At 53.4% G+C, this 15,292-nt stretch carries 11 protein-coding genes; 6 read left to right on the top strand and 5 right to left on the bottom strand.

From position 1 onward, the window contains the following. Positions 1 to 136: 136 nt before the first annotated feature. Both J0A66_RS15315 and J0A66_RS15310 read right to left on the bottom strand, forming a co-directional pair. Positions 137 to 2,983 (bottom strand): TonB-dependent receptor, encoded by a 2,847-nt coding sequence (locus tag J0A66_RS15315; RefSeq protein WP_206574715.1) that lies wholly within the window; start codon positions 2,981 to 2,983, stop codon positions 137 to 139. Positions 2,984 to 3,328: 345 nt separating this feature from the next. After that, positions 3,329 to 3,892 (bottom strand): TetR/AcrR family transcriptional regulator, encoded by a 564-nt coding sequence (locus tag J0A66_RS15310; RefSeq protein WP_206574714.1) that lies wholly within the window; start codon positions 3,890 to 3,892, stop codon positions 3,329 to 3,331. A gap of 220 nt (positions 3,893 to 4,112) precedes the next feature. On the opposite strand from J0A66_RS15310, the gene J0A66_RS15305 reads away from it, so the two are divergent. Beyond that, on the top strand, positions 4,113 to 5,738 hold the full coding sequence (locus tag J0A66_RS15305; RefSeq protein WP_206574713.1) for an alpha-glucosidase family protein: 1,626 nt from the start codon (positions 4,113 to 4,115) through the stop codon (positions 5,736 to 5,738). Between the two features lie 81 nt (positions 5,739 to 5,819). Here the strand turns inward: J0A66_RS15305 and J0A66_RS15300 are convergent, their stop codons facing one another. Both J0A66_RS15300 and prsT read right to left on the bottom strand, forming a co-directional pair. Continuing rightward, entirely contained in the window at positions 5,820 to 5,990 is a 171-nt protein-coding gene (locus tag J0A66_RS15300) for a hypothetical protein (protein ID WP_206574712.1), read from the bottom strand. A gap of 174 nt (positions 5,991 to 6,164) precedes the next feature. Then, positions 6,165 to 8,885, bottom strand: coding sequence for an XrtA/PEP-CTERM system TPR-repeat protein PrsT (gene prsT, locus J0A66_RS15295; protein ID WP_277603572.1), 2,721 nt, complete (start codon positions 8,883 to 8,885; stop codon positions 6,165 to 6,167). A 234-nt stretch (positions 8,886 to 9,119) separates the two neighbouring features. On the opposite strand from prsT, the gene J0A66_RS15290 reads away from it, so the two are divergent. The 4 genes from J0A66_RS15290 (at position 9,120) to J0A66_RS15275 (ending at position 13,715) form a co-directional block, all read left to right on the top strand. Then, complete coding sequence (locus J0A66_RS15290) at positions 9,120 to 10,925, top strand: DEAD/DEAH box helicase (RefSeq protein ID WP_206574710.1); 1,806 nt, start codon at positions 9,120 to 9,122, stop codon at positions 10,923 to 10,925. A gap of 163 nt (positions 10,926 to 11,088) precedes the next feature. Then, positions 11,089 to 12,465: a siroheme synthase CysG gene (gene cysG, locus J0A66_RS15285; RefSeq protein WP_206574709.1), complete on the top strand. Its 1,377-nt coding sequence runs from the start codon at positions 11,089 to 11,091 to the stop codon at positions 12,463 to 12,465. Between the two features lie 3 nt (positions 12,466 to 12,468). After that, a complete protein-coding gene (locus tag J0A66_RS15280) occupies positions 12,469 to 13,143 on the top strand; it encodes a TetR/AcrR family transcriptional regulator (RefSeq protein WP_206574708.1) in 675 nt (224 codons plus the stop codon). Positions 13,144 to 13,250: 107 nt separating this feature from the next. Beyond that, positions 13,251 to 13,715, top strand: a complete 465-nt coding sequence (locus tag J0A66_RS15275) for a CreA family protein (RefSeq protein ID WP_206574707.1) — start codon at positions 13,251 to 13,253, stop codon at positions 13,713 to 13,715. A gap of 94 nt (positions 13,716 to 13,809) precedes the next feature. Here the strand turns inward: J0A66_RS15275 and J0A66_RS15270 are convergent, their stop codons facing one another. Next, positions 13,810 to 14,625 carry a helix-turn-helix domain-containing protein gene (locus J0A66_RS15270; protein WP_206574706.1) on the bottom strand — a complete coding sequence of 272 codons (816 nt, stop codon included), beginning with the start codon at positions 14,623 to 14,625 and terminating at the stop codon, positions 13,810 to 13,812. 141 nt (positions 14,626 to 14,766) lie between these two features. On the opposite strand from J0A66_RS15270, the gene J0A66_RS15265 reads away from it, so the two are divergent. After that, positions 14,767 to 15,243 carry a carboxymuconolactone decarboxylase family protein gene (locus tag J0A66_RS15265; protein WP_206574705.1) on the top strand — a complete coding sequence of 159 codons (477 nt, stop codon included), beginning with the start codon at positions 14,767 to 14,769 and terminating at the stop codon, positions 15,241 to 15,243. Positions 15,244 to 15,292 lie beyond the last annotated feature (49 nt).

Genomic DNA, 15,292 nt, shown 5'->3' with positions numbered 1-15,292 from the left:
TCTCTTGTCCTTCCACCCGCCCATCTCAGTTTTAACACAATGGTCCTAAAACAAAAATCGCCCGATAGAACTGGTCCAACGGGCGTCAATAAGAAAAATGTCCGGGAGATTTCCCGGACAACAGGGCTAGACTAACTTAGTACTTGAAGTTCAAACCCAGATAATACTGGCGTCCAAACTCGGTATACTCACCCAACACACCTTCCTGACCGTATGCAATGACATTCGGTTCGTCGGTCAGGTTATTGACCGACACCACTACCTCCAGGCCATTTTCAAATGCATAGGACGCCTGCGCATCCATCGTCAGGTAGTCCTGAGCCTGAACAGGGGTTGAACTACCGGGAATGGGCATATTCAAAATATACTCATCACGATAGCGAACGTTTACATGCGAGCTGAAGTTGCCGATATCCCAGAACGCTGTTGTGCTCCAGACGTTTTCCGACAAACCAGGCAAGGGCAATGTCTGTCCATACAGGTTGCCGCCGCTGATTTCTGTCTCACTCTCTGTGTATGAATAGCTGGCCGTCACCCCCAAGCCTGAAAATATTCCCGGCAACTCATCGAAGGTCATGGTTCCCGCCAATTCAATACCGCGAATATAGCCACCTTTGTCATTGTTGACGAAGGTTTCGAAGGCGCCAGCGACTTGGCCTTCTGGAATTTCGACCCCTAACTCATCAAAGAAGGCCTGTCCGGTCTGGGAAGGATCAAAGAACTGCTTCTCTACCAGACTTTCAATATCTTTCCAGAACAGAGCTGCAGTGACTGCGCCTCCGTCCTCGAAATAATGTTCATAAGACAGATCCAATTGAGTGGCGCGGAACGGATCCAGATAAGGAGAGCCCTTAGTCCAAACGTTGTATTGCGTCTCGCCGTTGGAATTCTGATCATTCCATGAACCGGCGCCCCCCTTCAGTTGCCCGACAGGCGGACGACCCATGACCTTGGCGGCGGCAAAACGCACGACATCATTGTCAGTCAACTGGAAGTTCAGGTTTAAGGACGGCAGGGTATCTGAGTATTCCGGACCATAAGACACATAATCATAGTTGTCCTGAGTCACACCTACATCGTCGGTAATGGGCGTCCCCTTACCCGCTCCAACGTTTTGCACACCACTGGACTTAACATCGGTTTTCACATAACGGACACCAATGTTACCTGTTACCAGTACATCGCCCAGCTCCGTTTCCAGGTTGGCCATCAGATAGTAAGCATCGACTTTCTCAGTCAGCAGACCCGACTCCACAAAGGTCCAGTCCCGGCTGAAGACTTTCTTGCCCTCATAATTGCCGGCGCCAAAAATACTGGAGGCCAGACCGTCAAAATCGGTCACCACCAGGTGATCCGGTGCTCCTGTGACTGACTCGACGCTCACGAAGCCATCAACCATATGGGGGGTACACTCGATGTCGGACAGGTTATCGGCGCAATAGCCATTGAACTGTCCGTCCCGGGCTCCGTAAAGGAAGGTTCCACGGTCTGAGTTGAATTCACGCTCAGAGAATCGTGCTCCAACTTCAAAGGAAGTGACAGGGCCCAATTCCACATACTTCTTGTAGTCAAACTTGTAGGCGTCAACTTTATCGGTGTAAAGGTGAGGATACTCTTCGTAGCGTGACAGGCGCATGTTGTCCAGGTCAGTAAAGTCGACGCCAGAGAAACTGGCTGTCGGTATTTCTTCACCGTTACCCACATAGGTAAAGGACTGCCCCGCGGCTTCTTCCCAGGCTACCAGTTCATCCCCGGCGTATGTCAGGTCATAAGCATGCATAGTCACCAGACGATCTTTACGAGTTTTCGTCCCCTCGCTGCGGGAGATATCAAAGGTCAGTGTCTGGGTATCGTCGATCTTCCATTCCAGGTTGAGTCCGTAACTGTCAGTATCAGATACGGTGGACTGATCTTCACTGCGTGCTTCAAACCAGGGGCTGGAATCAAAAGTGGTCTTTGGATCAGTCAGGCTGACAGTGGCCCCTGTCACCACACCGCCCTCTACCGTGGTATTCGACAGGTCAAAGGTAGACAAATTGCCCAGACCGCCAACGGTAATGCCGTGACGGATGTCTTTACGATCAAACTTGGATTTAAAGTAGTCGAATTGTGCGGTGAAACTGTCGTTGGGCTGATAAACCAGGCTGGCCATATACCCGTCACGCTTGTCCTCACCAGTCCCTGCCTGCCACTGGAACGCTGCTGCTCGTGGATTGCCTGCAGCATCAGTGGGCCCATACCCAATCTGGCTGTCTGCACCGGCACGGGCCTTGGTAAAGCTGTTGGGTTGATTCAGGTGTGAATAACCCAATGCAACACCCAGGGTGTCATCCATAAATTTGCCGGTGTAGGAAAGCGTATAACGCTCACCAAACTCGTCAGCACCCACATCGCTGGCACTGTCATTATAAGAGGCACGGACGCTGGCATTGAAGTTGTGCTCTTTTTCACCGTGCAATGGATTGACGGTTTTCAGTTCCACCAAACCGGCAACACCACCTTCAATATGTGAAGCCTTGGGCGATTTGAAAACAGCCGCCTCGCTGATCAACTCAGCCGGATACTGATCAAAAGCCATCCAACGGGTGCTCTCTGTGTATCCGGAAGTGGACGCTTGCTCGCGGCCATTCAGTGTCGTCTGGATAAAATCGCCATTCATACCACGAATGTTCAACTGGGAAGACTGGCCGCTATCCCGGACAGTGGTGACACCAGGAATACGCCCTAAAGCGTCAGCAATGGACGGATCGGGCAGAACACCCAGATCACCGCCACCGACAAAGTCGCCAACCACATCAGAATTACGCTTTGCATCCAAAGCACTAAGGATACTCATCCTGACGCCAGAGACGGCGATGACTTCCACATCCTGTTCAGCCTGCTGTTGATTTTCAGCCGGTTGCTGAGCAACGGCGACGCTGCTCAGTGCCATACCGCTGGCAAAAAGCGCCAGGGTAATCATATTGGGTTTAAATGTTTTCATGCCTGTGTCCTGAGTTACGAGTGTTTTCCCCGGCTTTTTGCGAAGCCGTCTCTGCACAATGCAGTGCAAAAAATTGTTTAAATTTGTTGCAGGGGATAGTACAGCCAGGGTTTTAACAGGCACAACTGTCTGCATACGTATTCATAACAAGAAATGAAACATATGATTAACATTATTAATAAAGAAATAGCCGGATCGGCCTGGCAGAACATCTTTATCTTTATGAAGAATAAAGATAAAAACCAATTAACGTAAAATCAAAACGCTGGCGTTGTGATTGAGGGTTTAATTACATCTTCGCAATATACGAAGCAGGGAGATGTCTGACCCAGATTAGCCCTTATGTCATGACCAAAAGTCGAACCGGTCTCCTCTTGCCAGATGCGTTGCAAGAAATTGACGAGATTCTTGCTGCTTCGGTGAGTCATCCTTCAACCAACGGATAAAGGTCATCAGATACAGCCGGGTCAGTTCCAACTCCTGAGCAATGCGCTTGAGATTACCAGCCCTGAGGGCAGCCGTCTCACGAAACCATTGAACCGTGCGGCTTATCCTAAGAATACCGGCGGCCTGCAAATGAATATGCCCGGGTTCCAGTTTATACAGCAGCATCTGCGCGGTCAGTTTACGATAAGGCCCCAGGGCATCCAGCCAGCAAAATATCGCGGTATGCAAACGCTGAACAGGTTTGAATCCCGCCCACTCCCGTCCTACACCTCTTTTCAGCAAGACCCTATCCGCCCGGTCGAACCAGGCCTCCACCAGATCGTCCTTTTGTTTATAATGCTCGTAAATCTCAGCAAGGGAGATATGCAACGACTGGGCTATATCCGTCAGGGCCAACCTCTCCCATCCTTTCTCGCTACCCAGTTGCAGCGCTTTATCCAGAATCTTGTCGGCCTCACTCATTCGGCTAACCAATGTAAAGTCGTGATGGGGTTCAGTATAGACATTGCCCTACCCCTGAAAAATCCTTGGTCAAACGGATAAAGTCCTGCAAACATTACACCGCCGATCAGTGTCAGCTCATCCCGGCTTTGTAATGAATACGTATGCAGCCTTTTTACAGGCTGGAGGTCGCTGACGTATCCTTCGCCAACATTTGATTAACAATCCAAGACGGCACCTTATGAAGCACAAGCCATGGTGGCAGGGAGCGGTGATCTATCAGATCTATCCGCGCAGTTTCCAGGATACCAACCAGGACGGTATCGGTGACATTCCGGGTATTATCAAGCGACTCGATTATGTGAAGAGCCTGGGGGTGGACGCTGTCTGGGTTTCCCCTTTTTTCAAGTCGCCGATGAAGGATTTCGGCTATGACATCAGTGACTATCGTGACATCGATCCGATGTTCGGCGACATGGCGGACTTTGAACAACTGACCACCATGGCTGACAGACTGGGCATCCGGCTGATGATCGATCAGGTGCTCAGCCATACCTCGGATCAGCATCCCTGGTTTCTGGAAAGCCGGGAGTGTCGCGACAATCCCAAAGCGGACTGGTATGTGTGGGCCGATGCCCGTCCCGACGGATCTCCCCCCAACAACTGGCTGTCCATCTTCGGCGGTTCGGCCTGGCAGTGGGAGCCCCGGCGCTGTCAATATTACCTGCATAACTTCCTGGTCAGTCAGCCCGATCTGAACTTTCACCAGCCGGCTGTGCGTCAGGCAGTACTGGAGAATGTGGAGTTCTGGCTGAAAAAGGGTGTACACGGGTTACGGCTGGACGCGATCAATTTCTGCTACCACGACAGGCTGTTGCGCGACAATCCGCCCAAACCTACGGAAGAGCGAAAGGGCCGGGGCTTCAAGGAAGACAATCCCTACGCCTTCCAATACCATTATTACAACAACACCCAGCCGGAAAATCTGGACTTTGTTGAGCAGCTTAGGGCTCTGCTGGACCGCTATCCTGACACGGTATCGCTGGGGGAGTTGTCTTCTGAGGATTCGCTGGCCAGCATGGCCGAGTACACCCAGGGTAACAACCGGCTGCATATGGGTTACAGCTTCGAGCTGTTGTGTGATGAGTTCTCAGCCTCTTATGTCCGCCGAACGGTACAGACCCTGGAAGCCAAGATGCTGGATGGCTGGCCCTGCTGGGCAGTCAGCAATCACGATGTGGTCAGAGCCGTCAGTCGCTGGGGGCGGGACGCTGGTCAGCACCGCGAAGCGTTGGCAAAGCTGCTGATAGCCATGGTCTGTTCGCTGCGCGGCTCTGTGTGCCTCTATCAAGGGGAAGAACTGGGCCTGCCGGAAGCGGAGGTCGCCTTTGAAGATCTACAGGATCCCTACGGCATTACCTTCTGGCCTAATTTCAAGGGACGTGACGGTTGTCGGACGCCTATGCCCTGGAATGACGCAGAGATCCATGCAGGATTCAGTGAGGGCCTCCCCTGGCTGCCGGTTGCCCGGTCACATAGCAGCTTGTCGGTGGCGGCTCAGGAGAAGGATCCAGACTCCATACTGAATCAGACCCGCCGCTTCTTGCACTGGCGCAAGCTGCATCCGGCGCTGGTAACGGGGGATATTGAGTTTATCGAAACAGCGGAGCCTCTGCTGGCTTTTACCCGCAAAACGGAAGATGAGGCTTTGCTGGTCTGCTTCAATTTGTCCGGCCAGTCCGGCCAATGGACTTTACCGCTATCGGAAATCGTTCTACTGGATGGCCATGGGCTGCCCACCGGCAAGATGGCAAGGGGGCAGTTTGAACTGCCTGCTTATGGAGCTTTGATTGCCAGAATTCTCTGAGACTCCCAAAGTTAGCGGCCACTAAAAAGCCCGGCTGATATCAGGCCGGGCTTTTCAGATAATCTCAGCAACTTCTGACCGTTATTTGCTGGCAGTCTCGAGACAGTCCAGTCTTAATTCATCCAAAAGCTCTTCCAGCGCCTGTTTGAGGCGCTTTATCTCATCCAGGTTTTGCGGCGGTTGACTCAGTTGTGCATCCAGCGCTTTAAGCTTGTCTCTGAGCATGGGTATGGATTGGGGAATAACTGCCATGTTGATTTGCCGCCTATTGGTGGTTGTTCTTATTCTGCCGGCTCTGCTTGCCGCACTGTCCTGAAATCGGATCAATCCGGGTCGAAGATCTTTTAAAGATTATAAATCAACCAGTTGCAAAGATATTGGCAGATCTCTGATCTTCTTGTAAGAGATCTGCCATTTTCTCATTTATCAACCACCGTATTGGTTCTTGAGCTTATCGATGCGTGGCTGGGAGTCAGGATGTTTGAACTCCCGCTGTTTTAATTTACGCTCGGCCAACTCTTTCTGTCCGGTTTTCATCAGCAGTTCCACGTAATTGAGGTAGATCTCGTCGGTAGCCTGCTGATTATTGGCGGCCCGGCCCAGATAGGTCTCAGCTTCCTTGAAGTTTTTCTGCGCAATCAACACCTGTGCCAGCGTGTCCAGCACTGCCGGATCCTCCGGTCGCAACGCCTTGGCCCGCTCTGCATACTTACGGGCTTCCGCTAGCTGGTTCTGTTCCATCAACAGATAGGCCAGATTGTTAAGGGCCAGATAATTGGACTCATTGAGCTCCAGGGCCTGCTTGTACTGCGCAATTGCCTGATTGGCATCCTGGCCGATTTCCCGCTGGGCGAGCACCATTCTTGCTGCCAGATCATCAGGATTGGCTTCCACATGCTTGACCAGCAATGCCTGACCTTTTTCTTCCTGGTCGGTCTTGCCGTAACAGAACAGAGCAAGGTTCAGGTTTCTGTTATTGGGTTTACGTTGATAGGCCGTTTCAATTAATGGCATGGCCGCCTGGCAATCGCCTTCGCTGGCCAGCAATCGACCCAGCAAGTTCTGCCCGGCTGGGCTGTCTTTCAGCGCGGCGGGTAACACATCAAACTGCTGCCTGGCCTTTTCCGTATTGCCACTCATAAGCAGGAAGTGCGTATAAATACTCAGATAACGTACATCATCCGGATGCCTTTGCACCAAAGATTCAGACAGCTTCAGGCCTTCTTTGAAATTGTTTCTCGCATCCATCAGAAACATCTTGCCCATCAGGGCCTGGGCATTTTCAGGCTGGCGCTTCACCCAGGTATCGTAATGTTTTTCTGCATCCTCAACCCGGTTCTCACGCAAATAGGCTTGCCCCAGCAGTTCCCAGTACTTCTGTGGAAGTTGATCCGAAACAGGCAGTTTATTCAGCAGTTCAACCGTTTTACTGGTCTGATTCTGAACCAGATAGGCATTGGCCAGCAGCAGTCGCAAAGGCATCTGCTCCGCATCCTTATCGAAAGCAGTCTGGATTCTGGCGATGGCTTTTTCTGCATTTCCGTTTTGCCGCTGTAATTCGAAGTAGCGTGCCAACGCGGCAACATTGCTCGGATAATCGGACAGGAAGGCCTCCAATTCCTTACGGCCTTTATCCAGATTGCCTTCCAGCAACTCAAGATCAATTTGCGCCAGCTCAACTTTGGCATCCTCAGGGGCAAGCTTAGCCGCCTGCTCCAGTTGCTCCCGGGCCAAATCAAACTTCTGTTGCCGCTCATAAACGCCGGCCGCCAACAAATAGCCTTGTACATCATCTGGCTGCTGTTCTTTCCATTCCTGGGCCAGGTTCAGTGCTTTGTCAAACTGGCCTGTGGCCAGGTAGGCAGAAGCCAGTGTGGTGCGGGTCACCTGTTCGTCCGGTGCTTTTTCCAGCGCCTCTTCCAGCTTGAGTATTCCGTCAATCTCATTAAGAGAAAGTTGCAGAATACCCAGTCTTGTCAAATCGGCCGGGGAACTGGTTACCTGCTCCGACCTATCTGCCATGGCCTTGGCCCCTTTGAGGTTTCCTTCCTGCAACATCTGCATACCTGCCGCAGAAAACAATGAGGCATCCTCTGGGGAGGGAGCCTCCAGCCGTTTCAAGGTGTCCACCGCTTCTTCATTCATCCCCAGACGCAGCTCTGTAGCTGCCAGCAGACGCAATGCCGGGTGATTCGGCGCCAGGTTACCCACGACCAGTGACAGGTGTGTGCGGGCATCTTCAAACTTGCCCAACTGATAGGCGGCGTAGCCGGCTGTCAATCTCATCGCCGGATCGGTACCGTCATTCATCAGCGCCTTCTCGGTATACGTCAACGCCCCTTTGTAATCTCCGTCCCGGGCCCGGCTCAGACCTTTTAGCTGGTTGAGCAGCGGATTGGTGTCATTGATCTTAAGCAGATTGTCGACCAGCGGTTCGGCCTCTTCTGTTCGCCCGGCATCCGTCAGGAGCCTGGCTAACAGGAAGGTGGCCTGGTGGTCTTCCGGATAAGCCTGGTGAAACTGCTCATAACTGGCAATGGCCTGCTCTTTTTCGCCGTTCATCAGGTGCAGTCTGGCCTTGAGTTCCAATGCGTCGGGCTGGTTCTCATGTTGAGCGAGAATCTCTTCAAGCTGCAGTTGGGCCGCTTCCATGTTCTTGTCAAGCAAGTAACCGTATACCAGCGCCAGGGACTTGAAAGGCGAATCGGTCTGATAGTTGCGGATTTCTTCGATAAGGGCGCGGGCTTTTTCAACCTGCTGCAGATTGAAATGCGATTCCAGCCGGTAGAAGCTGACCTCGGCGGCTTCGTCCTCGCTAAGGCCCGCGTATTTGTTTTCAAGTTTACTGAGCGCTACATCGGCGCCGGTCTTCTGATATGAGCGGGACAGCAAAGGCACCACTTCGGCAGTGGGATAACCATATTCCATGGCCCGCACCAGTTCTTTTTCCGCCTCCTGGTATCTGCGCTCTTCGAGATAGAGGCGGCCCAACTCAAAACGGATGGACGCATTGTCCGGGGACTGTTGAAGGGCATTCTTCAGCTCAATAATTGCTGCTTCGGGCTTACCCTGTTCAATATATTGCTGGGCTGTAGCAAGATGTTGTTCCGGGCTGGACTGAGAACAAGCCAACAAGGCTCCGACCATTATTGTTGAGAGGATCTTTCTGTACACTGGGAATCCTTATTACAGTGGCACTTGCAGAGATTCGCCTAGACTAGAGCCGAACAGCAATTTATGCAACAGGCAGCCCTGCCAGCCCCCTGACCCCATATCGATTAGTTTGTGGCTAACATGGTGTAATTTCGCTATTTCTTATATAATTGCGCTTTTGCAGTTTCGGCCTTACGCCATTTCGCTCGCCATACATCAGGATCCCAGATGACCAGCAACACAGACATCAGTTTCAAAGATTTAAACCTGCCTTCGCATTTGCTGCAGGCCCTGGAAAAGGTGGGCTACGAAAAGCCTTCCCCCATTCAGGCCGAAAGCATCCCTTTGTTGCTGGAAGGTCACGACTTGCTGGGCCAGGCCCAGACCGGCACGGGTAAAACCGCGGCCTTTGCCCTGCCCATGCTGGCACAGATCGATCCTGAGGACACCACCACGCAGTTGCTGGTGCTGGCGCCGACCCGCGAGCTGGCCATACAGGTGGCCGAAGCTTTCCATACCTACGCCAGTTTCAGCCGCCAGATAAAAGTACTGCCCATTTACGGCGGTCAGTCTTACGATAATCAAATCCGCCCGCTTAAACGCGGTGTTCAGGTGGTGGTGGGAACGCCTGGCCGGGTGATTGATCATATCAAGCGTGGCACCCTGAAACTGGACAAGCTGAAATTCCTGGTGCTGGACGAAGCAGATGAAATGCTGCGCATGGGTTTTATCGATGATGTGGAATGGATCCTCAGCCATGCGCCCAAAGAGCGCCAGACGGCGCTGTTTTCGGCGACCATGCCGGACCGTATCCGCAACATCACCAACAAGTATCTGAATAACCCCAAGCTGGTCAAGATCGCCTCCAAGGTCAGTACCGCCAGCACTATCCGCCAGCGTTACTGCCAGGTGGCAGGGCACCATAAACTGGAAGCCCTGACCCGGATTCTCGAAGTGGAAGAGTTTGACGGCGTCATCATCTTCGTGCGGACCAAAACCGCCACTCTGGAACTGGCCGAGAAGCTCGCTGCCAGGGGTTATGCAGTAGAGCCGCTGAACGGTGATATTCCACAGAAATCCCGTGAACGCACCGTCGAGCGAATCAAAGACGGTAAGATCGATATCCTCATCGCCACCGATGTGGTGGCCCGCGGTTTGGATGTGGAACGGGTCAGCCATGTGATCAACTTCGACGTGCCTTACGATACCGAGTCCTATGTGCACCGTATCGGTCGTACTGGACGCGCCGGCCGCCAGGGCGATGCCATTCTGTTTATCTCCCACCGGGAAAAGCGCATGTTGTTCGCCATCGAAAAGGCCACCAACCAGCGCATCGAATCCATGCCCATTCCGTCAGTGTCGGAACTGAATGAACAGCGTCTTCGTCGGTTTAAGCAGTCGGTTATCGAGGCGATGGAAGATGACAGCATTGAATCCCTGATCCCGGTCATCGAAGCCATTCAGGCCGAAACTGAAGCCAATCCTGAAGTGCTGATGGCGGCACTGGCCAAAATAGCCCAGGGGGATGAGCCTTTGCTGTTGAAGGAAACGGACCGGCCGGATCTGACAGAGCGCGCGCCCAGAGGCGGTGACCGCCCAGAGCGCCCGGGCAAGTTCCGTGATGAAGGGCGTGACAGCCGCGGCCGTGGTGACAAGGAACGCTCCCCCCGCCGTCGCACCAGTGCCCCGGAGGAAGGTATGCAACGCTTCAAGCTGGAAGTGGGCCATGCCCATGGTGTCAAACCGGGCAATATCGTAGGTGCCATCGCCAATGAAGCAGGCATCGACAGCAAGCATATCGGCGCCATCGATATTCACGACAATTACAGCACAGTGGACCTGCCCCAGGGTATGCCGCCTGAGATCCGCCAGATTCTGCAGAAAACCCGCGTGGCCGGCCAGCGGATCAATCTGCGCGAATGGACAGAAGAAGCCCCAGGGGGTGACAAGCCCCGCAGGCCTCGCGCTGACAAGCCCCGTGACGAGCGGCCCAATTTCGATAAACCGAAAAAGCCCCGTAAAGCCAAGGAGTAATCCTCTACATTTGAGCGGCTAGTTTGCCCATAGACAAGATCCCGCCGAGGCGGGATTTTTTGTCACTGCTCACCTAAAATGCATATATTTTCAAAAATTGATATTTTGTGGTTATAAGAGAGTCTGCCACAATGGCTCCAGTCCCTTAGATCAATGAGTTAAGATGCAATACTTCCCCCTGTTTGTGGAAACCCAACAGCTACAGGTACTGGTAGTGGGCGCCGGTGAGGTGGCGGCACGCAAAATCGAGCTGCTGGCCCGCACCCATGCCACCATAAAGGTCGTGGCTCCGGATATCAGCGGCCCGGTCAGACAGTTTGCCCAGAGCGGCCGGATCACCCTGCACCAGAGGGTCTATCAGGAGCAGGATCTGAAAGACGTCCAACTGGTATTCGTGGCTACCAGCGACGAGCCCCTTAATGCTCAAATCAGCGTCCAGGCCAAAGCCCGCAACCTGCTGGTCAATGTGGTGGATGCCCCTGCCCTATGCGGCTTTATCACCCCGGCCATTATTGACCGCTCTCCTGTTTTGATAGCCATGAGCAGCGGCGGCGTGGCGCCAGTGCTGCTGCGTTATCTGCGCCAGAAGCTGGAAGCCTTTCTGCCTAGACGCATCAGTTTGCTTGGCAGCTTTGCCGATAGATTTCGCGAACAGGTCAAGCAACGCTTTAACACGGTCACTGAGCGACGCTACTTCTGGGAAGAGGTGTTTGACGGCGAGATAGCCGAACAGTTGCTTAAAGGCAATGAGCAGCAAGCCGAACGCCGGATGCAGGAAAAACTGGAACAGGCTGAACCCAAAATACAGGGCGAGGTGTATCTGGTGGGTGCCGGGCCCGGCGACCCGGAGCTTCTGACTTTTCGCGCCCTGCGTCTGATGCAGAAAGCCGATCTGGTTGTCTATGACAGACTGGTCTCCAGCGAAATTCTGGATATGGTGCGCCGGGATGCAGAGAAGGTTTACGTTGGCAAGGCGGCCAGCAACCACACCCTGCCCCAGGAAGACATCAATCAGTTACTGGTACGGGAAGCCAAAGCAGGCAAACGGGTGGTGCGACTCAAGGGCGGCGACCCTTTTATCTTTGGCCGTGGCGGAGAAGAGATAGAGATTCTGCTGGAGCATGGCATTGGCTTTGAGGTGGTGCCCGGTATTACGGCGGCAAGCGGCGCGGCAAGCTATGCGGGAATCCCCCTGACCCACAGGGATCACGCCCAGTCCGTGGTATTTGCCACCGGCCATCTGCAGGATGACAGCATCAATCTGGACTGGCCAGCCCTGGTGCAGAAACACCAGACCCTGGTGTTTTATATGGGTCTGACCGGCCTGCCGGTAATCTGTCGGGAGCTTATTGCCCAGGGTATGAGCCCGGCCACACCTATTGCCCTGGTTGAGCAGGCCACCACCCAGTCTCAGCAGGTGGTCACGGGTACCCTGTCGGACATTCAGGAAAAAGCTGCCCATATCAAACCACCCGCTCTGATCATCGTCGGCACTGTGGTAACCTTGCGGGAAAAATTGAACTGGTTTGCACCGGATTAGGCCATGCAGAGATTAGACAATCTGGAACTGACATACCAGGGCCGACAGGCCAAACGCAGGGACAGTCTCCAGCGCAGAAATGGCATCCTTGAGGCCACACTGAGGATCATGGTCAGAGATGGCATACGGGAGATAAGGCACAGGGCAGTTGCCAAGGAAGCTGACGTGCCCCTGTCAGCCACGACTTATTACTTCGATACCATCGAATGCCTGATCCATGACGCCTTTGTCTATTTTGTAGAGAAAAACTTCAGTCAGATACAACTGCTGGAGCAAAGCGCCTGGATTGCCCTGGAGGAATTCCAGCGCCATGGAGACAGCCGTAAACTCAAAGCATCACTGGCCAGCTTTTTACTGTCCCATGTGCAAAACCAGGTGGCGGACAAAGACGCCCGAATCCTGGAGTGGTCATTCCGACAGGAGGCCTTGCGGGATGCCAAGCTTGCCGCCCTGTATCAACAGCCGCAACTGATGATGTGCCAGGCTATCGAGCAATTTTTCGCCACACTCGGCAAAGGCCAGGCCAGGGAACGGGCGCATATCCTGATGGCGACCCTCTATCATCTGGAATATCAGTTGTTGAGCCACCCCCAATCCAAGCTGGACTTGAGCCAGGCCGGCGCTACTTTAGTCACTCTGCTGGAAGGCCCCCTGTTTGAATTGACTGACACACAATAGCAGCCCATCGAAGAAAGCGCTGTAGAACGGTTTTTCTGCCGTTTTTTACTTTTCTACCTGTGGCCAAAGTGGCAGGATTGCAACAATTAACCCGAGGAGACCCGACTATGCGCCCCCTTTACTTTGTAATACCGCTGCTGATGCTTGTGGGTTGTGACAACAACGAAGTGGGCGATGTGTCCCTGGGGGTATTTACCACCAAGGACATCAAACTGGATGCCTTCACCGATCCGGTAGTGACAGGCGTAACCTGCCATGTATCCAGTATTGAGGCCAACCTGGATTTTTCCGATCCCTCTGACAGCGCTATAGCCTGTCGCCAGACCGGTCCCATCACCGCAGGGATGATTGCCCAGATAGATAAGGGCAAGGACGGAGAGGTGCTGTTCAGCAAGTCCAAAAGCATCTTTTTCAAGTCGATGAAGATCCGGCGTATTCTGGACGTTGAGCACCAGACCCTGATGTATGTCTCATACTCAACCAAGGAAACCTCAGGCAGCTTTAAGCACAGCCTCTCGACTGTGCCTTTATGGGGCACTGAGGCTTATAACGCAATTAAACCTGAGTCATGATTTTACTGGGTATGTCGTTGAGGATTTCATGCGGCAACGGCTGCAACAAAGCATGCCCACAATCCTTTCTTGTCCCTCTGCGCCTTTGCCCGAGCTAATTTTCTGTTCTTTGGGTATGGCGTCGCATGTATTGTCCCGGCGTCAGCCCTGTGACCTGCTTAAACTCGTGATTAAAATGGGCCTGATCAAAATAGCCGGCCTGGTAGGCAGTGTCGGTGAGAGAAAGCCCGGGTCCGGCCGACTTGATCAACGAACGCGTCAGTCCCACTCTTTGCAGTTTACTGTATTGCTTGGGTGTGAGCCCCAGCCAGTGCCTGAACAGCCGTTCCAACTGGCGCTGACCAATCCCCAGCTGACCGCTTAAATCAGCCACGGGAAGTATTCCCTTGCTGCGCCTAATCCAGTCCAGAGCGGCGATAAAACCCTCTCTTGGACTATCCGCGTTGAGAACCCGCTGCTGTAACACAGTGTCAAGCAGCATGACCCTGTCCTTGTCCTCCACCAGCAGCGCCAGACGCTCCGCCAGCAGGTTGCCCTGTAACTCAATATTTAATTCGTCCAGGCTATGTTGAATATCCACAAGCTCCACCAGTGGCCGCTGAAACAGCCCGTAAGCCCGCCCGGGAAAAAATCTGACGCCGAGGGCATCGATCGCCCCGGTAAAGGCCAGCCGGGTGGTTTTAGCATTCGGACCCAACGCCAGACAGGGAGTGCTCACTAACCGGCCATTAAAGAGCAAGGGAGCGCCGAAATTAAAAATCAGACCTCCGCCACCTTCCGGGTGCATCAGTTCAGCCCCGGCGCCGGGCACGGGAGCTGCCCGACGGATCCGCCAGTAACATTGTATATAGGACCGAAGTACAGGGCTTGGCCTGTATCTGATAAAGCCCAGATGATCGAGTGCTGACATGAAGTATTCCCGTTATCCCTCTGCTCAGTTTACCACCACAGGGGCAGGCGAAAAGGGTTAAAAAGATGTCGAAAACATACAATTTTACTCTGGGAGAGATCGCTATGCTGCACAAGCATTGTTAAAGCACAGGAGCTAATCATGTCAATCAGAGTAAATTATTCAGAAGCCTCACCTGGCGCGTTAAAAGCCATGTTGGGATTGGAGAAGCACGTCAGCGGTATTGCAGACAAACCGGACGGCTTGCCGCTTACATTGCTGGAGCTGGTCAGATTCCGGGTCTCCCAGTTAAACAGCTGCGCTTTCTGTCTGGATATGCACAGTAAGGATGCCCTGGCAAAAGGCGAAAAGGGACAACGCCTGTATCTGCTGAACGCCTGGCGGGAGGCGCCTTTTTATACTGCCCAGGAGCAAGCCGCGCTGGAATGGGCTGAGAGCCTTACCCTGATGGCAACAAAAGGTATTCCCGACACGCTCTTTGAGCGTGTCAAACCCCACTTCAGCGACCAGCAACTGACCGATCTGACACTGGCCATCGTCGCCATCAATGGCTGGAACCGGTTCGCCGTCGGCCTGGGGGCAGACATCGGAAGTTACCAGCCAGGGCAGTTTGACTGAGTTTCCAATAAACCAGGGGCTGACGATCGTCAGCCCCTGACGCCTGAAC

This window comes from Bowmanella dokdonensis (assembly GCF_017254865.1).
Classification (GTDB): Bacteria; Pseudomonadota; Gammaproteobacteria; order Enterobacterales; family Alteromonadaceae; genus Bowmanella; species Bowmanella dokdonensis.
Note: the sequence above shows the minus strand (reverse complement) of the source record. Positions and strands in the feature narration are given on the sequence as shown.